The sequence below is a fragment of the Wenyingzhuangia aestuarii genome (assembly GCF_011927765.1).
GTDB classification, from domain to species: Bacteria; Bacteroidota; Bacteroidia; order Flavobacteriales; family Flavobacteriaceae; genus Wenyingzhuangia; species Wenyingzhuangia aestuarii.
This window is the reverse complement of sequence record NZ_JAATJG010000008.1, coordinates 156,961-177,180: the sequence shown is the minus strand read 5'-3', so window position 1 is coordinate 177,180 and position 20,220 is coordinate 156,961. Positions and strand designations below refer to the sequence as shown.

At 30.0% G+C, this 20,220-nt stretch carries 23 protein-coding genes; 17 read left to right on the top strand and 6 right to left on the bottom strand.

Going from position 1 to position 20,220, the window contains the following annotated elements; translation table 11 throughout:
• Positions 1–59 precede the first annotated feature (59 nt).
• From GGR97_RS09505 to GGR97_RS09485, 5 genes are all read right to left on the bottom strand, one after another.
• Positions 60–848, bottom strand: coding sequence for a toprim domain-containing protein (locus GGR97_RS09505; RefSeq protein WP_167898275.1), 789 nt, complete (start codon positions 846–848; stop codon positions 60–62).
• Between the two features lie 67 nt (positions 849–915).
• The gene (locus tag GGR97_RS09500; RefSeq protein WP_167898274.1) at positions 916–2,055 is read right to left on the bottom strand and encodes a VapE domain-containing protein; all 1,140 of its coding nucleotides are present in this window, start codon (positions 2,053–2,055) and stop codon (positions 916–918) included.
• An 80-nt stretch (positions 2,056–2,135) separates the two neighbouring features.
• Positions 2,136–2,450: a helix-turn-helix domain-containing protein gene (locus tag GGR97_RS09495; RefSeq protein WP_167898273.1), complete on the bottom strand. Its 315-nt coding sequence runs from the start codon at positions 2,448–2,450 to the stop codon at positions 2,136–2,138.
• Between the two features lie 119 nt (positions 2,451–2,569).
• Positions 2,570–3,709 carry a hypothetical protein gene (locus GGR97_RS09490; protein WP_167898272.1) on the bottom strand — a complete coding sequence of 380 codons (1,140 nt, stop codon included), beginning with the start codon at positions 3,707–3,709 and terminating at the stop codon, positions 2,570–2,572.
• Positions 3,710–3,714: 5 nt separating this feature from the next.
• Positions 3,715–4,950, bottom strand: coding sequence for a tyrosine-type recombinase/integrase (locus GGR97_RS09485; RefSeq protein ID WP_167898271.1), 1,236 nt, complete (start codon positions 4,948–4,950; stop codon positions 3,715–3,717).
• A 505-nt stretch (positions 4,951–5,455) separates the two neighbouring features.
• Between GGR97_RS09485 and GGR97_RS09480 the strand changes: the two genes are divergently transcribed.
• The 6 genes from GGR97_RS09480 (at position 5,456) to GGR97_RS09455 (ending at position 10,979) form a co-directional block, all read left to right on the top strand.
• Complete coding sequence (locus GGR97_RS09480; RefSeq protein WP_167898270.1) at positions 5,456–6,151, top strand: hypothetical protein; 696 nt, start codon at positions 5,456–5,458, stop codon at positions 6,149–6,151.
• Between the two features lie 141 nt (positions 6,152–6,292).
• Complete coding sequence (locus GGR97_RS09475; protein WP_209272353.1) at positions 6,293–7,762, top strand: sulfatase family protein; 1,470 nt, start codon at positions 6,293–6,295, stop codon at positions 7,760–7,762.
• A gap of 24 nt (positions 7,763–7,786) precedes the next feature.
• Positions 7,787–9,010, top strand: a complete 1,224-nt coding sequence (locus tag GGR97_RS09470) for a putative glycoside hydrolase (RefSeq protein WP_167898269.1) — start codon at positions 7,787–7,789, stop codon at positions 9,008–9,010.
• Between the two features lie 211 nt (positions 9,011–9,221).
• On the top strand, positions 9,222–9,539 hold the full coding sequence (locus tag GGR97_RS09465) for an Hpt domain-containing protein (RefSeq protein WP_167898268.1): 318 nt from the start codon (positions 9,222–9,224) through the stop codon (positions 9,537–9,539).
• 11 nt (positions 9,540–9,550) lie between these two features.
• A complete protein-coding gene (locus GGR97_RS09460) occupies positions 9,551–10,285 on the top strand; it encodes a LytR/AlgR family response regulator transcription factor (RefSeq protein WP_167898267.1) in 735 nt (244 codons plus the stop codon).
• Between the two features lie 496 nt (positions 10,286–10,781).
• The gene (locus tag GGR97_RS09455) at positions 10,782–10,979 is read left to right on the top strand and encodes a DUF4366 domain-containing protein (RefSeq protein WP_167898266.1); all 198 of its coding nucleotides are present in this window, start codon (positions 10,782–10,784) and stop codon (positions 10,977–10,979) included.
• A gap of 39 nt (positions 10,980–11,018) precedes the next feature.
• Here the strand turns inward: GGR97_RS09455 and GGR97_RS09450 are convergent, their stop codons facing one another.
• Entirely contained in the window at positions 11,019–11,609 is a 591-nt protein-coding gene (locus GGR97_RS09450) for a riboflavin synthase (RefSeq protein ID WP_167898265.1), read from the bottom strand.
• A 50-nt stretch (positions 11,610–11,659) separates the two neighbouring features.
• Here GGR97_RS09450 and pdxA point away from each other — a divergent pair, with 50 nt between their 5' ends.
• From pdxA to GGR97_RS09395, 11 genes are all read left to right on the top strand, one after another.
• Complete coding sequence (gene pdxA, locus GGR97_RS09445; protein ID WP_167898264.1) at positions 11,660–12,697, top strand: 4-hydroxythreonine-4-phosphate dehydrogenase PdxA; 1,038 nt, start codon at positions 11,660–11,662, stop codon at positions 12,695–12,697.
• Between the two features lie 72 nt (positions 12,698–12,769).
• A complete protein-coding gene (locus GGR97_RS09440) occupies positions 12,770–13,294 on the top strand; it encodes a YceD family protein (RefSeq protein WP_167898263.1) in 525 nt (174 codons plus the stop codon).
• 12 nt (positions 13,295–13,306) lie between these two features.
• Positions 13,307–13,501 carry a 50S ribosomal protein L32 gene (rpmF, locus tag GGR97_RS09435; protein WP_010135057.1) on the top strand — a complete coding sequence of 65 codons (195 nt, stop codon included), beginning with the start codon at positions 13,307–13,309 and terminating at the stop codon, positions 13,499–13,501.
• Positions 13,502–13,667: 166 nt separating this feature from the next.
• Positions 13,668–14,663, top strand: a complete 996-nt coding sequence (locus GGR97_RS09430; protein WP_167898262.1) for a beta-ketoacyl-ACP synthase III — start codon at positions 13,668–13,670, stop codon at positions 14,661–14,663.
• Between the two features lie 46 nt (positions 14,664–14,709).
• Positions 14,710–15,192: an acetyl-CoA carboxylase biotin carboxyl carrier protein gene (gene accB / locus GGR97_RS09425; RefSeq protein ID WP_167898261.1), complete on the top strand. Its 483-nt coding sequence runs from the start codon at positions 14,710–14,712 to the stop codon at positions 15,190–15,192.
• Positions 15,193–15,238: 46 nt separating this feature from the next.
• On the top strand, positions 15,239–16,585 hold the full coding sequence (gene accC, locus GGR97_RS09420) for an acetyl-CoA carboxylase biotin carboxylase subunit (RefSeq protein ID WP_167898260.1): 1,347 nt from the start codon (positions 15,239–15,241) through the stop codon (positions 16,583–16,585).
• Between the two features lie 70 nt (positions 16,586–16,655).
• On the top strand, positions 16,656–17,615 hold the full coding sequence (locus GGR97_RS09415; RefSeq protein ID WP_167898259.1) for an asparaginase domain-containing protein: 960 nt from the start codon (positions 16,656–16,658) through the stop codon (positions 17,613–17,615).
• Between the two features lie 104 nt (positions 17,616–17,719).
• Positions 17,720–18,532 (top strand): MotA/TolQ/ExbB proton channel family protein, encoded by an 813-nt coding sequence (locus tag GGR97_RS09410; protein WP_167898258.1) that lies wholly within the window; start codon positions 17,720–17,722, stop codon positions 18,530–18,532.
• A gap of 8 nt (positions 18,533–18,540) precedes the next feature.
• Positions 18,541–18,981, top strand: a complete 441-nt coding sequence (locus GGR97_RS09405) for a hypothetical protein (protein ID WP_167898257.1) — start codon at positions 18,541–18,543, stop codon at positions 18,979–18,981.
• A gap of 11 nt (positions 18,982–18,992) precedes the next feature.
• Positions 18,993–19,610: an ExbD/TolR family protein gene (locus GGR97_RS09400; protein ID WP_167898256.1), complete on the top strand. Its 618-nt coding sequence runs from the start codon at positions 18,993–18,995 to the stop codon at positions 19,608–19,610.
• A gap of 7 nt (positions 19,611–19,617) precedes the next feature.
• Complete coding sequence (locus GGR97_RS09395; RefSeq protein WP_167898255.1) at positions 19,618–20,091, top strand: ExbD/TolR family protein; 474 nt, start codon at positions 19,618–19,620, stop codon at positions 20,089–20,091.
• Positions 20,092–20,220: the final 129 nt, after the last annotated feature.

Sequence of the window (20,220 nt, the reverse complement as noted above, 5' to 3'; positions counted from 1 at the left end):
GGCACGAAGTAGGCACTAAAAAGGAACTAAAGCCACGACTGGCAATGCAACAGACTACTTTAATTTTTATTCATTAAATAATCATTTAAATCATTATAGTCTTTGTACGTAAATCTCATGTCTGTAATTTTTGATATTGAATTTTCTTGAAGATATTTCATACAAATATTTGCTGCTTCATCATTATCTAAATAACAATAAGTATTCTTAGATTGATTAATAAAGTCAATTGCTTTAGTTGCTTGGTTTGTCGAATTTAAAATAATGTAATTATCATTTTTTAGAGGAAACAATATCTTATGACTAAGGAAATCTATAAAACCTTCAAATATATAAGTGTCATCAGATTGGTTAAAAATTGTAGTAATTGATTTGTGATATATACAACCTTTAAATTGAGTACTTCGTAGTTCAAATCCTCCTTTGTTGTTCATGAAAGCAATAGCTTTTCGAGGGTAATTTTCATAATAACCATAGTCTACTTCATAGCAATATTTGTCATAAATCTCTTTGGTGATTTTTCTTTCATTTAGATAATCTATTAGAGATCTGTTTTTAAGGTTTTGAACTCTAAATATTTGATTTTTTAATTTAGTGTTTACCGTTTTAATTTTAGGAGGGGATATGTTATTGAAATTGGTAATATTATCACCTAATAATTTTTTTAATGTTGTAAGATTGCCTCCTTGGTTGGTGCTAAAATCAAAATAGACATCTTTTTTATAGTCTACTTTTAGACTAGGTGTTTTTTCTTTATGAAAGAAAGAGTAATACATGCCGTATGTGTTATATCGCTTGGCAGGGTAGATTCCTTGTTTATTAAGATATTCTTCTATAGATAAATTCATTTTTTATGTTTTTAAGTTACCTACCTGTCTTAAAAAAGACGGCAGGTAGGTAAGATGATTTTATGAATTATTTAAATTTTATTAAATAACCTCTAATGTCTTTTTGACGATCTTTTGGGAATTGGAGCTTATTAAGTGCTTTTCCAATTTGAATTGAATTAATATTGGTTGTACTTTTTGTTCTTAATATATCTACGATATCTGTACTTGTTTTAAAATCACTTTTAAGTGTAGAAGATGTAAAATGTTTTAAGATTAATTCTTCAGCAGCATCCTGATAAGTAAACTGTTTGTTTCTTCTTTCATTTTCTAACTGATCTTCTCTTGTAATTTGACATTCAAAAGATTTGTCTTTTGATAAATGATATGCTTGAGACCAAACGGAGTCAATATTTATTTTAGAGTAATTAAAATCAAAATACCCCTCTAGTTCAAAGCATAACCAACGCACACTACCAGTATCATCATTTAAGAAGTTAAATAGATTTGTTGACCCAATAAAACTGGTTTTTCTTGATATTCTAGAGTTTCTTTTATCATAGGGAAGTCTTTCATTAATAAATTGTTTTGAAAAATATGATTTCAATGTGTTCATTAAGTTTTTAGGAACAGATTCAAGTTCATCCATGTTAATCATGAAATTTGTACATAACTGGATTCTAGAATCTTTGTCAAATCCAATGTTTTCTGTAAAATGATTTTTTAATTCAGGAGGACATAAATATCTACAGAACGTAGTTTTTCCAGTATTCTGTAGCTCCTGAATAAAAACCAGACATTGCTTATTAACCTCTTGTTCATAAATTCCACATTTAACAGTTCTTACAAGCCATTTTTTAAAATGATATTCAAATAATTCTTTTTCTTTCACGGGAATACATTTAACAAGCTCTTTTATGTAATCATTCTTTTGATTCCATTCAGGTAGATTTTTAAAATATTCATTTATAGGGTTAATTTTAGAGATATAGTCTGATTTAAGGTATTTTTCTAGCTTAGGGTCAGTAATTGTATATCCAGCTCTTTCAAGTGCGATAGAAAGCGAATCAATATTTAATTTTTTAAATGAATTTTGATGTTTTAATTTGATATCAAAATCACATGTTCCTTCATTAAAAACAATGACGTATTGTTTTTTTATAAATTCATCTATTCTATCATATATTGTTGATACAGGATTATTAATATGATATGTTTTGTCTTTCATATATAGTCATTTATCTATATATTTGTATATATAGGTTTAGGAAAATCTAATTTGAGCGTAATAAAAGTGTGGAGCTTTTATTACGCTTTTTCTTTTCTAGAATATTTATGAAGTAATGCTTTGTTTTGGTGAGCTAATTCAAGAATTTCATTTTTTGAATAAAATATAGCTCCATTAATTTTGTAAAATGGAATAAGGTTCTTCTTTTTCCAATTAATGATGGTTTGTGGGGTAATACCTAAAAGCTTACAGGCTTGATTTTGTGTAAGCCTGTCGCTTTTTAGATTAATGTGTTCATTGGGTAATGAACTGTTTCTAGTGAATTTTTCAATGGTTAACTCAATTAGATTTTCAATATCTTTTTGAGAATAGCTGTAAAGGATTGTTTTACTCATTTTAATAGACTTTAATGGTTATTAATTTTCATCAAAATTGTATTAAAATGGAGTGAGTTTTTAGTTACCCGTTTTTTTGGGTAACAATACTATAGGTTTTAAAGGCTTTATCAGTAATATTAATTTTCTTTTTTAGCAAGCTCATAATTAATTCCTTCTTTTGCTTTGGAAGATAATTCAGCAGTTTTATATAGAGTTCTAATAGTTTTTTCGCTGGGTGATATACAACCAAGTTCTTTAAAAATAATAGACATTTGTGTTCCATTAACTTTAGAGGTAAAAGCATTTTTATCACTTAAGTGTTTTATGATACTTATAAAGTCACTAATAAATGTGTTTTTTAAGGTTTCATATCTATCATAAAAAGAGTTTTTATTTTCATCTATATATCCTTTAGGGGGAGAGCCATGATATCTTGTTAACTTTTGTATGAATGTTCTAGCAACATTATAAATATCAGAGTCAAGGATGTAACTTTCTGAAATGAGTTTAAAAATATTTAAGATTTCAGATTGTTTGTACTTGTTATTTATAATTACGACCGTTTCTGGTGTATAATTAAGCAGCTCAATAGTATTGTTTAGTGTGTGGATTGAGAGGTCTTTTTCTGTTGAATTAGTATACATTTCAATAGGGTCGTATATTAAGGATGTTATTTTATTTAATGTTATAGAGGTAGTGAAATATGTATAATCTATAAAATAATCAGAATTACTCCTTTCTAACCCGTTTTTTAAGCATGTATAAGTCATGTCAAAAATAGATCTTTGATCTGATCCTTTCAATGATGTATATTTTTTGTCATTATTGTATATGAGTAAAAATTCTTCATAAGGCATTATGAATAAAGCAATCGATATTAACTCAGGGTTTCCTAAAAGAATACTTGTATTGTGGTATGAAACATGAATAGAATTAACATAGTACATTGTTCTGATTTTTCTAGAAATATCACCTAGTATTTCATAAAATGGAATTTCGATGGTATTTTTAAAATAGGCTAAATCAAGATTGTTCTTAATTTTCTTTTTAACCTTTAAAGTCTTATTTAGTTTTCTTAATAAATAAAACATTCCATCAATAGGATTTTTCTTGTTTGCCTTGTTTTTGTATTTAATTAACTGTTTACATAAGTAACAGTAGTTGTTGCTTAGAAAATAATCATTATTGTTGATTTTAAAATCATTTTTAATAATGTTCTTAGGCTTGGCTATTTCAAATAATGAACTATAGCTTTTTGTAAACTCATTAGTATCCATATTTATTATATTTTATCCCAAGTATTAGTCATTGCTGATTTTTTTTGAATATTAGAAACGTGCACATATTTTTTAAATGATTTGTCGTCTGAGTGATTTGATATCTCTTTTACAATATGCTCCTTCATTCCAAGAAATAAACTATTTGTTATAAATGTTTTTCTTGCCGTATGTATAGTTATTAATTCGTGTTTTTTATTAGTTCGGTTAACTACAGTAGATCCTATATATCTGGTAGTGTTTATTTCCTTATTTATTTTAGCAATTCTGCATGCTTTTTTAATATCACGGTTAACTTTGTTTTTTGTTATTTTGGGTATAGGGAAATGAATAGAGTCTTTATATTTCTCTATGATTTCACTAGAATATTTATTTAATGGAATTGTTCTATTTGTTGTTTTGGTTTTGATATTAGTTAATGTAATTTCATTTTCGCTAATATTTGCATTCGATAAATTGTTAAGATCACTGATTCTTAGTCCTGTAAAAGCTCCCATGCAGTAAAAGTCTCTTGCTTTGTCTAATTCAATGTCATTGAATTTATAGTTGTAAAGAATCATTAATTCTTCAGTAGTTAAATAGATAACATCAATATCGTCTTCAGGGGCTTTAAATTTTTTGAAAGATAAGTTGTCATGGTATTCTCTTTCAAGACTCCAATTCATAAAGGTTTTTAGTACCTTAATTAGTTTAGCGAAGTAATTGTTTAGCGTTTGCTTTTCAGTAAAGCAATATTTTCCAAAGGCTTCAAAAAATTGAATATCTATTGTGTCAAATCTCAATACATAATTTTTTCTTTCACTAAAGTCTCTAAAGAATTTACCACAAGATTTATATTTTGTAATAGTTCCTTTAGCATGTGTATGAGTTCTAGATTCTATAAACTCCTCATATTTGTCAAAGAAATTGTAAACTAATTTTTCTTTCCCAAAATCATGATCTTGGAGTTTTTTTAAAATAATATCTTTAGTAGGTAATATTTCATTTAAATGGATAAACCTGAATATTGTATTTACTTTAGTTTCAAGATCCTCAAGTATTTTATTATATTCAGTATGAAAGTTATACTTTTCACTTTTAAGGTTTGGTTTTATTCTTTCTTTTTTCCAGTCTTTTTCCAGTACTCTAACCTCCTTTACGGTTTGTCTTATTTTTTGATTGTTAAAAGTAATGTTTAGTTGTATTGGCATTAAACCATTTTTGTTTTTTTTGTCTTTTCGTAGCGAGAATGATAATTGCATTTTTAATTTTTTAACTTCGGTGTCAGAATTGGTGTCAGAAATTCTATTAATATTTTTTTTAATAGCTTAAAAATTGTGCCATACCTTTCTTTTATGACTAATAAACACTGTTAAATGCTATTAAATAGAGTTAAAAAATAAATGTTGCCCATGTGGGACCACTACTTAAAGCTTTTAAACCATCTCGGATAGAGATGGTTTTTTTTATGCCTTACGTTTACTAACTTCTCTAAATTACTAACAAGTATAATTGTATGAAAACAGTAATTTTTTAAGTTTTAAATTTGAATACTTTGGTGATTGCCTAGTAAAATAATTTTATTGTTTTTACAGTATAAGATCCATTATTTGTATCCTAAATTCTTTTCAATCTTTTGTTTTCTAATGTAATAATAAGTATTTGCAACATTTTACACCTTAGTGTGATACCGTTGACCCCTAAGTAAAGAAGTCCTTTTGTGTAGTTTTAGTTTTAAATATTATCAATAAATAAAACTTATTTAAAATGAAAAAAAAATACTTATTACTATCATTATTGTGTATTAGCTCATTAGGGTTTTCACAAGATTTTAAAATTGACTTTGAAGGTGTAGATCCTCTTAATAATTTACCAGCAGGTGTTACTCATGTACATGCTAGTGGAGATATTGTTGTTGTAAACAATCAAGACCCTAATAAAGGAGATAATAACTTAGTAAATATTAGTCAGGTTAATAGCGAAGTTATTGTAGATGCTAGTAATAGTGAAAACAAAGTTTTGTTAATGGATTATCAAGGGTATTTAGTTCTAGATGAAACGGCTTTAGGAACAGAAAGTTTTACTGTAGGAGGATACTATGATCCAACAGATAATACAGGTCAGTTTACTGGTTTTATGACTATTGCTGGTAATAATGGAGCAAGTTGGAATAGATATCAATTAATCCAAAAATATGCAAATGGTACTATGGATGGTATTGCTAATTTAAGAGGAGCTAATGACAAAATGAACTTTGTAATTGCTGAGGATAATACTATTACTATAGAAAGTGTTGCCGGAGCTGTTGTTGTAACAGATGATGGAGGTTCTTTTTTCAATCCTGAAACACGTACCATAACACTTAATTATTCTTTTGAATCTAATGGAACAACTTATGTTGCAAATGATGTTTTAGAATTTAGAAATAGAGTAGTAGATGGTGTAAATCAAATAGGAATATAGTTATTGGTAGATTATAATTGTAAAAACCTCTTAAAAGTTAATTAACTTTTAAGAGGTTTTTTGTTTTAAATAGTAATATAAAAACAGTTTTTATAAAGTTTATGGCAAGGTAGGGGCTATTCTCACGATTTCAGCAAAAGTATGATTGATAAGAGTGCCTTTTCTAAAAGGCTTCAGAATAAGTTTGTAGTAATTAAAATAATAGATCTAAATAGAATGAGTAATTATAGTACAGCTCTTGTAAAAAGTTTAATAGTTTTAGTTGCTTTTATAAGTAATTTTAATGCAAACGCACAAAAAAACACACAACCCAATATCATCTTTATTTTTTCCGATGATTGGGGTTATGGAGATTTGGGAATTCACGGAAGTACATTTTGCGAAACACCTAGTTTGGATAAAATGGCTTCAGAGGGAATTGACTTTCAGAATTTTTCAGTAGTAAATCAAGTTTGTTCACCAAGTAGAGTTGGGGTAATGACAGGGCAGTATCCTGCTCGTCATAGTGTACATGGTCACTTTGCATCTGTAGAGTCTCACATAAAAAGAAATATGCCAGATTGGTTAAACCCAAAGGCACCAATGTTACCAAGAATGTTAAAAGAAGCTGGCTATACTACAGCTCATTTTGGAAAATGGCATTTAACAAATACCCATGTAGAAGAAGCACCGTCTCCTTTAGAGTATGGATACGATGAATTTGGAGCTTTTAATCTACCAAATAAAATGCATCAAATGCAAGTAGATTCTACGTTATATAAAACTATTGAGTTTGCTAAACGTAATAAAAACAAACCATTCTTTGTAAATGCTTGGATTCATGCCACGCATACTCCTCATTATCCAAAGAAAAAATACATGGATAAATTTGCCCATTTAGACGAGCAAAAACAAGTGTATGCAGCTGTTGTAGCAGAATATGATGCTCGTATCGGTGAATTGTTTCAAACGTTAAAAGACTTAGGAATTGATAAGAATACAATTGTTTTATTTTCTTCTGATAATGGACCAGAAATCACAGGAGATGTTACTAAGAAAATTACAGAAGACAATTCTACAGGACCTGGTTTTGGAACATATTATTCAGTAGGTGAATCTGGAGGTTTAAATGGTAGAAAAAGATCATTGTTCGCAGGAGGAGTTCGTATTCCTTTTATTGTTAGATGGCCAGGAACAGTACCTGCAGGTGTTATAAACAGAACTACAGAATTAGCAACGGTAGATTTACTTCCAACTTTTTTAGAGTTAGCAAATTCTGACTTGCCAAAATCTTATAAGCCTGATGGGGTCAGTATTGTAAAGGCTTTAAAAGGACAAGCAATGACACGTAATAGTGAAATCTTTTGGGATTGGAGATTTTCTAATCGCAAAGAATATTTTTGGCCATCAGCAGGTGTTCAAGATGGAGAATGGAAATTGTTAATCAATGAAAAACTAGGTAAAACAGAATTATATAATATCAATTCAGATTGGAGTGAGCAGATAGATGTTTCGGCTCAAAATCCAGAAATAGTAAAAACTTTAAAAGCTAAAATAAAGACTTTTAAAAAGACATTGCCCTTGTCAGCTCCTAAAAGCTGTTTCTCATCAGAAAGAAAAAAATTAAACTAAAACACTTATTTAAATATATTTATAATGATCCAAAACATTAAAAAACTTATTGTTTTATCGTTGATGGTACTTATTAGTTCATGCAGTACAACAAAAAATAATACAAGTACTCCAACAATCGTTAAGAACGAGAAAATAGATTTTTACGTAAGTGATGGTAGTAAGTTTGTTTCACAAGATTTTTATCCTAAGTTTAGTTGGGAGACAACACCACAATATGTGATGTTTGGTGATGGATCTAGGTTATTAAACTCTAAAGAAGTGAAAACAATAGCGGCAAAAACAGATTTTATTTGTGTCGAAAAACATCATGCATACAGAACTTTAAAGTTTGCAGAAATTGGAGCTAAAGAAGAAATTAAAAACTTTAAAGCCATAAAACCAGATATCAAAGCCCTATTTTATTTTAATTCTGCTTATGCATGGCCATTTACTTCATACAATCAAAATTTTGCAAAGAACAAAATTAAAGACCATCCTGAATTAGAGAAATTTTTAATTCATAATAAAGAAACAGGAGAGTTAGAACATAGAAAAAACATCTATAATTTTGATGTTTTAAATCCTGAGTTTAGAGCTTGGTGGGTAAAAACAGTTGCGAAAGGAGTAAAAGATTCTGGAGCAGATGGAGTTTTTATAGATCAGATGCATGGTTTTGTTTGGTTACGAAAATCTCAAAAGGAGGAAGTTGAAAAAGCCATGGGTGAGATGATGACGAACTTAAAAGCAGCAATTGGACCAAATAAAATATTGTTAGGAAATAATGCTTCAGGTGTAAAAGATGTTTTTCCTGCCGTTGATGCCGCTATGTTTGAACATTATAATAATAAAAAGTTAAGCAAAGAAAACCTTCTGAAAGAATGGGAGTATATGTTAGCAAACGCCAAAGCAGGTAAAATGTCTATTTTTAGAATAGGTGTGGAAGCTGAAAAAGAAGAGGCGAGTCAAACATTAATAAAAGGTTCAAGAGGGGAATCTCTTGAAGAATTGTCCAAGGAAAGATTAGAATATTACCAAGCATGTTTTTTAATTGGTGCACAGCCTTATTCTTACTTTCAATACGGTTGGGGTTGGCGTTTAAATACTGGGCCATTGGTAGATTATCCTGAACTACAAAAATCACTAGGAACACCAAAGGGAGCATATAAACGTGTTGTAGAAAATGGATGGGAGTTTACTCGTGAATTTGAACATGCAAAAGTATGGGTAGATACAGAGAAAAAAGAAGCTAAAATTACTTGGTTTTAGTCCTTTTATAAAAACAGAGTGTATAGTTTTTTTAGTTAATAATCTTATAATAAAATTATATAGTATAATATTCAAAACTTTTTATAATTTAGTCCCCTTTATAAATTCAATCAGGTAGATTTACATTTAAAATTCTATTTGATTGAATTTTAAATGTAAATCTATAAGTGTATCTTATAGATTTATGTTTATTTTTACCCTAAAAATAATTATGGAATCACCTAATTTAAATTATATAAAGGAACTTTCTGGAGGTGATACAGCCTTTGAAGAACAAATTATTAATATTATTAAAGATGAGTTTCCTAAAGAAAAAGAAACGTACTTTAGTAGTGTTAATGCTGAGGATTTTAATGCACTAGTGGAAATAGTCCATAAATTAAAACATAAAATCAGTATTTTTGGACTTACAAAAACGTATGAAATAGCAGTTTCATATGAGAGCAGCTTAAAGGATAATAAAATGGATTTTAAAAAGGAATTTGAAGATGCTCTAGTGGTAATAACTTCTTATTTAGAGACTATATAGATGATAGAAAGATGAATTGCATTATAATTGATGATGAAGCAACCGCAAGATTAGTAATTAGACAATTGTGTAAACAAGTTGATAGCTTGAACATAGTTGGTGAGTTTCCTGATGCAATTGAAGCAATTAAATTTTTAAATCAACAAGAGGAAGTAGATCTTATCTTTTTAGATATACATATGCCTGGTTTAACAGGGTTTGATTTTATTCAAACAATTAAAAATCCACCTAAAGTAGTATTAACAACTTCTGATCCTCAATTTGCAATTGATGCTTTTGAGTATGAGTGTATTGTAGATTATATTGTAAAGCCTATTGTATTACCTAGGTTTTTAAAAGCAGTACAGAAAGTTGAGAACCTTATTTCTGTAGATGTAAAGGAAAAGCCTATAGTTGTTCAAAAAACTGAAGTAGAAAAAGAGAATGCTCCAAAAGGAAATGATCTATATGTTAATATAGATAGGAGATTGGTGAAAATTGACATTCCTAGTATTTATTTAATAGAAGCTAAAGGAGATTATATTCAGATTAAAACAGATAGCAAAAGTTACGTAGTACATTCTACTTTAAAGAAAATAGAAGATAAATTACCTGATGATTTATTTTTTAAAGTACACAGATCTTATATTATTAACACAACTATGATTGTTGATATAGAAGATAACAGTGTTTTAATTAAAAAAGATGTTGTTCCTGTTAGTAGATCTAACAAACCAGAATTAATTAGAAGACTAAATCTTTTATAGTCTTTGTTATATTAGTATTTGTCCCTATATTTTATTATATTTATTAGTCTAAGAGCTTGTTGTGGAGTCTCTTGGTAACTTTTATATTGTTTAATAACTAAAAACAAATGCTATGAAAACGTTGTTAGTTGTATTGTTGTTGTGTATAATAGGTTTTGGAAATAAAGCAATAGCTTCTCCTAGGCCTCCTTCACCACCTGGTTTACAAAAAAAAGCCCCAATAAATTCTGGATTAATTTTTTTGACTCTCTTAGGAGTTGTTTATGGAGTTAAAAAAATAAGCAAGGTTTCGTAAATAAGTTGTTTTTATTTTACAAGATAGTTGTTTTGTTTTGTGTAATCGTCTGTTTTTTAGTTGGTTATTGACTTGATGTTAACATTTGTCTATATTGCGGTTAATTTGTTAAGAAAAATTTTTTTTAATAAGCTAAGGGTGTTACTTTTGGTCTCAGGAATAATTTAACATGTGTTAGTTGTTTTCTAGATATAGAATATTATGAATAAAGGTTTATATAAAATATTATTTATCACGGTTATAGGTTTGTCTGTAGAGGCAATTGCATCACCTAGGCCACCTTCACCTCCTGGTAAAGATAAAAAAGCACCAATAGATATGGGTATTGCTTTATTATTAATAGCAGGATCGGGATTGGGGATATCAAAAATTAGAAAAAATAAAAAAGACACTCTATAGTTAGAGTGTCTTTTTTATTTTTTCTAAGAAAGTTGCTTATTAGATACTGTATTGAGATATTTTTTTAACATACTTACCTACAACATCAAATTCTAAATTTACAATTGTATCTTTTTTGTAGTGCTTAAATCTAGTGTGCTCAAAAGTATAAGGTATAATAGCTACGCTAAAAGTATTTTCACCTGAGTTTACAACGGTTAAACTTGTACCATCAATAGTAATAGATCCTTTCTCAATAGTTAAGTTTCCTAAAGATTTATCATATTCAAAAGTAAAGAACCAACTTCCATCTTTATTTTCTACGTTTGTGCATTTTGCTGTTTGATCAACATGTCCTTGTACAATGTGTCCATCTAGTCTGTCACCTAGTTTCATGGCTCTTTCTAAATTTACTTCATCATTAACGGTTAAAGTATTAAGATTAGTTTTGGTTAAGGTTTCTTCAATGGCAGTAACGGTATACTCATCTTTGTTAATATTTACAACCGTTAAGCAGACTCCGTTGTGTGCAACACTTTGGTCAATCTTTAGTTCATTAGTAATAGCAGAAGATATAGTAATGTGTAAATTTGTATTTTCTTGTGTTAATTTTTTAACAACCCCAGTAGTTTCAATTATTCCTGTAAACATTATGTATATGGTTTTAAATGACTAATTTCGTACCCCAAAAGTAATATATAATGAGTGATAATCGTATAATAAGAATTGGAATCTCTGTTGGTGATTTAAATGGAGTAGGAATTGAGTTAATTCTAAAAACATTTGAAGATAAGAGAATGTATGAATTGTGTACTCCAGTTGTTTTTGCTTCAGAAAAATCAATAGCTTATTATAAAAAAGAGTTAAAGTACAATTACCCAACTTTTAATATAAAAGATACTTCTAAAATTGAAGATGGTAAGTTAAATGTAGTAGCTGTTTGGAATGATTTAGTTCAAATTCAACCAGGAACTCCTACAGAAGTGTCAGGTCAAAAAGCATTTGAATCTTTAGAAGCAGCTACAGAGTCTTTAAAAGAAGGAAGTATTGATGTTTTATTAACGGCACCAATCAGTAAAGATAATATTCAGTCAGAAAGTTTTAAATTTCCAGGACATACAGAATATTTAGAATCTAAAATTGCTGGAGAAAGCTTGATGATTTTAATGTCAGATGAAATAAAAATAGGATTGGTCACAGGCCATGTTCCGGTTTCTAAAGTGTCTGAATTATTGAATAAAGAGTTAATTTGTAAAAAAATTGACATCATGTATCAATCTTTAGTGCAAGATTTTGGGATTACTAGACCTAAAATAGCCGTGTTAGGATTGAATCCTCATTGCGGAGATAATGGTGTTATTGGAAGTGAAGACAATGAATTAATACAGCCAATATTAGCTGAATATCAAGAAAAAGGAAAATTAATTTATGGTCCTTATGCTGCAGATGGATTTTTTGGTAATCAATCTTATTTAAAGTTTGATGCTGTTATTTCTATGTATCATGATCAGGGTTTAGTAGGGTTTAAGGCTGTTTCTTTTGGAAAGGGAGTTAATTTTACAGCAGGATTAGAAAAAATAAGAGTCTCTCCAGATCATGGAACTGCTTTTGATGTAGCAGGAAAAGGAGTGGTAAATGAGTCTTCTTTTAAAGAGGCTTTAGAACAAGGAATTTTAATAGCGAAAAAAAGATTTGAACACCAAGATTTAATGGCTAATCCATTAAAAATTAAAAAGTAATAAATTAGTTGATTACTTTTTGAATCAATAAAATGTTTTTATATCTTTGCCCGCTCAAATTGATGTTTGTATATGAAAAACCTAAACGAATTTAAGATTCCTTTTGTGGGTTTAAAGGAAGGTAAACACCAATTTGATTATCAAATTGATAAGAAGTTCTTTGATGCTTTTGGATATGATGAGTTTGAAGAAGTTGCTTTTGATGTTAAGATAGAATTTAACAAAAAAGAAACTTTGTTAGAGTTAGATTTTGTAATTAATGGAACGGTTAACGTACCTTGCGACATTACAGGAGAAGACTTTGATTTGGAAGTGAATGGTGATTTTTCGTTAATTGTTAAGTTTGGAGAAACTTTTAATAACGAAAATGAAAACTTATTAATCTTACCACATCAAGCATATCAAGTAGAAGTAGAGCAATATGTATACGAATTAATCGTATTATCTATTCCTCAAAAAAGAATAAAACCTGGAGTAACCCGAAAAGGTATTAAAGCTACAGAAGAATTAGAAGAGCAGTTAAGAAGTAAAGAAGATAAAAAAGAACAGGTCGATCCGCGTTGGGATCAATTAAAACAATTATTAGATAAAAAATAAAAATTTATAGCAATGGCACATCCAAAGAGAAAAATCTCAAAAACAAGAAGAGATAAAAGAAGAACTCATTACAAAGCTGTAGCTCCTCAAGTTGCTGTAGATCCAACTACTGGAGAAGCGCACTTATATCACAGAGCTCACTGGAATGAAGGAAAATTATATTACAGAGGACAAGTTGTAATTGATGCTACTGAAGCAGAAGCATAATTTTGTCTTTATTTAGATATTGAATTAAAACCCTCATTTTATGGGGGTTTCTTTGTTCATTTTAATGAAATAGATCAAAAAAATGAGTTTTTTTACTCAACTTTTAGAAATAAATTTTATTACTTTGGCGTTCAATATTGTTTAAAGATTTCTTAACAATCAATTTATGGCAAAAATAAATGCTGCTATTACAGCTGTTGGTAAATATGTTCCTGACTATGTCTTGACTAATAAAGAGTTAGAGTCGATAGTTGAAACTAACGATGAGTGGATTACCTCACGTACGGGAATAAAAGAACGTAGAATCTTAAAAGATAAAGACAAACCAACATCTTATTTAGCTATAAAAGCTGCCGAAGATTTAATTCAAAAGAAAGGATTAGATCCAAAAGAAATAGATTTGGTTTTAGTTGGAACAGCTACACCTGATATGAATGTAGCATCTACTGCAGTATATGTAGCTACTCAAATTGGAGCAGTTAATGCTTTTGGGTACGATTTACAAGCTGCTTGTTCTAGCTTTTTATATGCAATGTCTACAGCAGCTGCATATATAGAATCTGGTAGGTACAAAAAGGTTTTAATTATTGGTGCAGATAAAATGTCTTCTATCATAGATTATGAAGACAGAGCTACTTGTATTATTTTTGGTGATGGAGCAGGAGCTGCATTGTTTGAACCAAATGAAGAAGGCTTAGGATTACAAGATGAGTATTTAAGAAGCGACGGAATAGGTCGTGAATTCTTAAAAATGGAAGCAGGTGGTTCTTTAAACCCAGCTACTCACGAAACTGTAGATAATAAACAACATTACATAAGACAAGAAGGAAGAACGGTATTTAAATATGCAGTTTCTAACATGGCTCATGCAGCTGTAAAAATTCTAGAAAGAAATAACTTGTCTAAAGATGATGTTGATTGGTTAGCTGCACATCAAGCAAATACTAGAATTATTGAGGCTACGGCTAAAAGAATAGAATTAGATAAAGAAAAGGTAATGATGAATATACAGTATTATGGAAATACTACATCAGGAACTTTACCTTTGTTATTGGCTGATTATGAAAAACAATTAAAAAAAGGAGACAATATAGTTTTTGCTGCTTTTGGAGGTGGTTTTACATGGGGAGCTACGTATTTAAAATGGGCTTATAACTCATAAGCTAAAAAAACTTAACTTTAAAGAACACTTACTTAATATAACTATTATGGAATTAAAGGACATTCAGAATTTAATAAAATTCGTTGCTAAATCAGGAGCTAACGAAGTAAAATTAGAAATGGAAGATATTAAAATCACCATTAAAACAGGAGAGGGTAAAACCGAAACTACAATTTTACATCAAGCACCTCTTTCTATGGCAGCACCTGTTGCTCAACCATCATTTGGAGCTGCTCCAGTAGCTGATGCAACTCCAGTAGCACCTGCAGTAGTAGATGAAGATTCAAAATATGTAACAGTAACATCTCCAATGATTGGTACTTTTTACAGAAAACCATCACCAGATAAACCTTTGTTTGTTGAAGTAGGAGATACAGTACAACCAGATTCAGTTGTTTGTGTAATTGAAGCAATGAAATTATTTAACGAAATCGAATCTGAAGTTTCAGGTAAAATAGTGAAAATATTAGTAGAAGATAGTACTCCAGTTGAGTTTGGACAACCATTATTCTTAGTAGACCCATCATAATTTATAGGTCATAAGATTTAAGTACTAATTTTCTAAAAGAAATACTATGTTTAAAAAAATATTAATAGCCAACCGTGGTGAGATTGCTTTACGTGTGATTAGAACATGTAAAGAAATGGGAATTAAAACTGTAGCAGTATATTCTACTGCAGATCAGGATAGTTTACATGTACGTTTTGCAGATGAAGCTGTTTGTATTGGACCAGCACCAAGTTCGGAATCTTACTTAAAGATGTCTAACATTATTGCTGCAGCAGAAATTACAAATGCAGATGCTATTCATCCAGGGTATGGATTTTTATCAGAAAATGCTAAGTTTTCTAAATTGTGTGAAGACCACGAAATTAAATTTATTGGAGCTTCTCCAGAAATGATTAATAGAATGGGAGACAAAGCGAATGCTAAGTCTACCATGATTGCTGCTGGTGTACCATGTGTACCAGGTAGTGAAGGAGTAATTGTTGATTTTGCACAATGTGAAAAATTAGCAACAGAAACAGGATATCCTGTAATGTTAAAAGCTTCTGCCGGTGGTGGAGGTAAAGGTATGCGTGCTGTTTTTAAAGCTGAAGACTTAAAAGATGCATGGGATTCTGCTCGTCATGAATCTAAAGCTGCCTTTGGTAATGATGATATGTATATGGAGAAGCTTATTGAAGAGCCTCGCCATATTGAAATACAAATTGTTGGTGATGCATACGGTAAAGCATGTCACTTGTCAGAAAGAGACTGTTCTGTACAAAGACGTCATCAAAAGTTAACAGAAGAAACCCCTTCTCCATTCATGACAGATGAATTAAGAGAAGCTATGGGTAATGCTGCTGTTGCCGCTGCTGAATATATTAAATATGAAGGAGCTGGTACTGTTGAGTTTTTAGTGGACAAACACAGAAACTTCTACTTTATGGAAATGAATACTCGTATTCAGGTAGAGCACCCTATTACAGAAGAAGTTGTAGACTACGATTTAATTAGAGAGCAAATTTCTGTTGCTGCTGGTATTCCTATTTCAGGAAAAAATTATTTCCCAAAACTACACTCAATAGAATGTAGAATTAATGCAGAAGATCCATTTAATGGATTTAGACCTGCACCAGGAAAAATTGTTTCTTTCCATGCACCAGGAGGACACGGAGTACGTTTAGATACTCATGTGTATGCAGGATATACAATTCCACCTAATTACGATTCAATGATTGCTAAATTAATTACTACTGCTCAAACAAGAGAAGAAGCTATTAGCAAAATGAAACGTGCTTTAGATGAGTTTGTAATTGAAGGTGTAAAAACAACTATTCCTTTCCATAGACAATTAATGGATCATCCAGATTATGTTAGTGGAAATTATACAACTAAATTTATGGAAGACTTTGTGATTGAAAAACCAGTCTAAATCTCATAATTAAAAATAAAAAAGAGAGCTATTATAGCTCTCTTTTTTATTTTTAATTACATTTATAATCATGAGTATATTATTGATTTATACAGGAGGAACTATTGGAATGGTTCAAGATAAGTTCAATCAATCTTTGGTGCCAGGTGGAGTAAAACCTATCAAGGAATTCTTAGAGAAAGAAGAACTTGTTAATGGGGTTGATATTGTTTCTACTTCAGATGTCATAGATTCTTCTAACTTTGGATTAAAATATTTTAGGGAACTAACCGTTATTATTGAACAAGAATATCATAATCATGATGGCTTTTTAATTTTAATGGGAACTGATACAATGGCTTATGTTAGTTCTTTACTAAGTTATAGTATAGAAGGATTAACAAAATCAATTGTATTTACTGGTGGGCAACTTCCTTTATTAAATAAAGATTCTGATAGTAAGAATAATTTAAAAAATGCCATTAAAGGATTAAAAGAATGTACATTCCCAAAAGAGGTTGGAGTTTACTTTCATTACAAATGGCATAGGGCAGTATGTGTCACAAAAATAGATTCAGAAGCTTATGATGCGTATATTTCACCTACATATAGGTTAGAAAACATCTTAAAAACGCAGGAAAAGTTTAAAATAAGCAACAATATTCAAGCAAATATTGTTGTTGTTAAGCTAATTCCATTTGGTAATGATGAAATTTTAAGGCTTATTTTGGAGGCAAATTCATTTGATGGAATAGTTTTAGAGGTTTTTGGAGCTGGAAATATGCCCGAATTTAGTCCAGAATTAAAAAAAATGTTTAAAAAAAGAATTCAATCTGGGGTAAAAGTAGTGGTGGTTTCACAATGTTTAAAGGGAGGAGTATCTATCGGAAGGTACGCTTCAAGTACAGTAGCAAAAGAGCTTGATTTTGTGAGTGCTGGAAGTATGACAATAGAATCTACTGTTGCTAAAATGTTATTTTTACATCAAAAAAAATTGAATATTCAACAATATCAAAGAATTTTTGAAGAATCCATTAGAGGAGAGACATAAAAATGTTAAGAAGATTTAACAATATAATATTTTTTAAAGTAAACATTTTTTTGTTACTTGCTCAACGTTTATCAATTATCATTAATAGTATTAATTAAATAGAAATGAAAAAAGTTTTTAGTATCCTAGCTGTTGCAGGATTAATGTTTTTAGGAACTTCTAATGCGTTTGCACAAGAAGAAGGAGCTACTGTAGATTCTACAAGTGTAGCAGCAACTGAGAATGTTGCAAATGAGGAGCCAGCTGATGAAGCTTCAGCTCCAGTTGAAGCAACTCCAGAAAAGGAGGCAACTTTTCACCAAATTTTAAAACAACGTTTTATTGAAGGAGGTGCAGGATTCATGGGAATTGTATTAGTTGCTTTAATTTTAGGATTAGCTATCGCAATCGAAAGAATTATTTATTTAAACTTAGCTACTACAAACACTAAGAAATTAGTTGCAAAAGTAGATGAAGCATTAGCTTCAGGAGGAGTTGAAGCTGCAAAAGATATTTGTAGAGATACAAAAGGTCCTGTTGCTTCTATCTTTTACCAAGGTTTAGATAGATCTACTGAAGGAATTGATGCTGCTGAAAAAGCTGTTGTTGGTTATGGAGGAGTTCAAATGGGATTATTAGAGAAAAACATTTCTTGGTTATCTTTATTTATTGCTTTAGCACCGATGTTAGGATTTATGGGAACAGTTATTGGTATGATTGATGCTTTTGATGCAATTCAAGTTGCAGGAGACATTAACCCAGCCGTAGTAGCAGGAGGTATTAAAGTAGCCTTATTAACTACAGTATTCGGATTAGTAGTAGCAATTATTTTACAAGTTTTTTATAATATCATCATCGCAAAAGTTGATAGTATTGTAAACAAAATGGAAGATGCTTCTATTTCTTTGATTGACTTATTAGTTAAATACAAAAAATAATATTCATTATGAGTAGTAAAATATCAAAAATATTAACCGTTGTAATACTTGTTATTGCAGTTATTGGAGCTGGATTATATGCTGGTGTCCTAATGGCTGAAGGTGACGATGTTTATGACAGTGTAAGTCCTATTGTAGAATTCTCAGCATGGTTGTTATATGTTGCCTTAGGTATTACTGTTATATTTGCAATTGTTAATATATTTAAGAACCCAGAAGATTTAAAGAAAATTGCTTTTAACGTAGCTATTTTAGGAGCTGTTTACGCAGTTGCATATTTTACAGCATCAGATGCTGCTGTATTAGATGTACAAGGACAGGTTTTAGAAGGAGGACAAGCTGGAGCAACTTCAAAATTAATCAGTACAATTATTAACTATAGTGTATACTTAGGAGTAATTGCAATTGGAGCTGTAGGGGCAGGAGCCGTTAAAACAGCAATTAAATAAATTAACCAGATATGGCAAAAAGAGATATACCAGAAATCAATGCAGGTTCTATGGCAGATATTGCTTTCTTGCTGCTTATCTTTTTCTTGGTAACAACAACTATGGATACTGATTCAGGTGTTTTTAGAAAGTTACCAGAAATTCAACCAGAAAATACAGAAGCTCCACCCGTTAAGGAGAAGAATATTTTAGAAGTTAACATCAACCGTTTTGACAAATTATTAGTCGATGACGAAGAAGTAACGATCAAAGATGTTCGTCAATTAGCTATCGATTTTATTGATAATGGAGGAGGTACGTACGAAGGTAGACCATGTGATTACTGTGAAGGAAAGAAAGATGAATCATCTTCTGACCACCCAGGAAAAGCAATTATTTCTGTACAAACTGCACAGACAACATCATATGGTATGTATATATCCGTTCAAAATGAATTGTTAGCTGCATATACTGAGTTGAGAAATAGATACGCAAAAAAGTATACAACAGGTAAATATCAAGGTCTTTCTTATACTGATTTATTGAACATTCAAAAAGCAGATAAAGAAAATGCAGACGTAAAAGTTGCATTGGACAAAATTAAGAAAGCATATCCTGAGATTTTATCAGATGCTGAACCTATAAAATAATAAGCAGATGTCTAAATTTGGAAAAAAGAAAAAAGATGTGCCAGCAGTAAACACTGCAGCATTACCAGATATTGTATTTATGCTTTTGTTTTTCTTCATGGTTGCAACAACTATGCGTGAAACAACGCTTTTAATTAAACCACCAAAATTGCCAAGTGCAACAGAGGTAAAAAAATTAGAGCATAAGAGTTTAGTGAGTACAATTTATGTTGGAAAAGCTAAAAATTCATCTGATGGTAAAGGAGACAAAATTCAGCTGAATGATAAAATTTCTACTGTAAATGATGTAACAAACTTTATTTACTCTGAAAGAGATAAACATGATGCTGAAGAGCAAAAAGCAATGGTAACATCTATCAAAGCAGATGTTAAAACAAATGTTGGTACTGTATCAGATATCAAGCATGAATTGCGAACAATCAATGCATTAAAAATTAGTTACTCTTCAGGAACTGGAGATGTATCAAATAACTTTAATTAATAAAAAGGCAGTGTGTAAAACACTGCCTTTTTTATATAAAAACAATAAAATAAATTAACGAATAGGTTTTCGAAACTTATGTTTTTTATTTTATTTTTCATTTGCAATGTTCTGTATATTGCACACGAA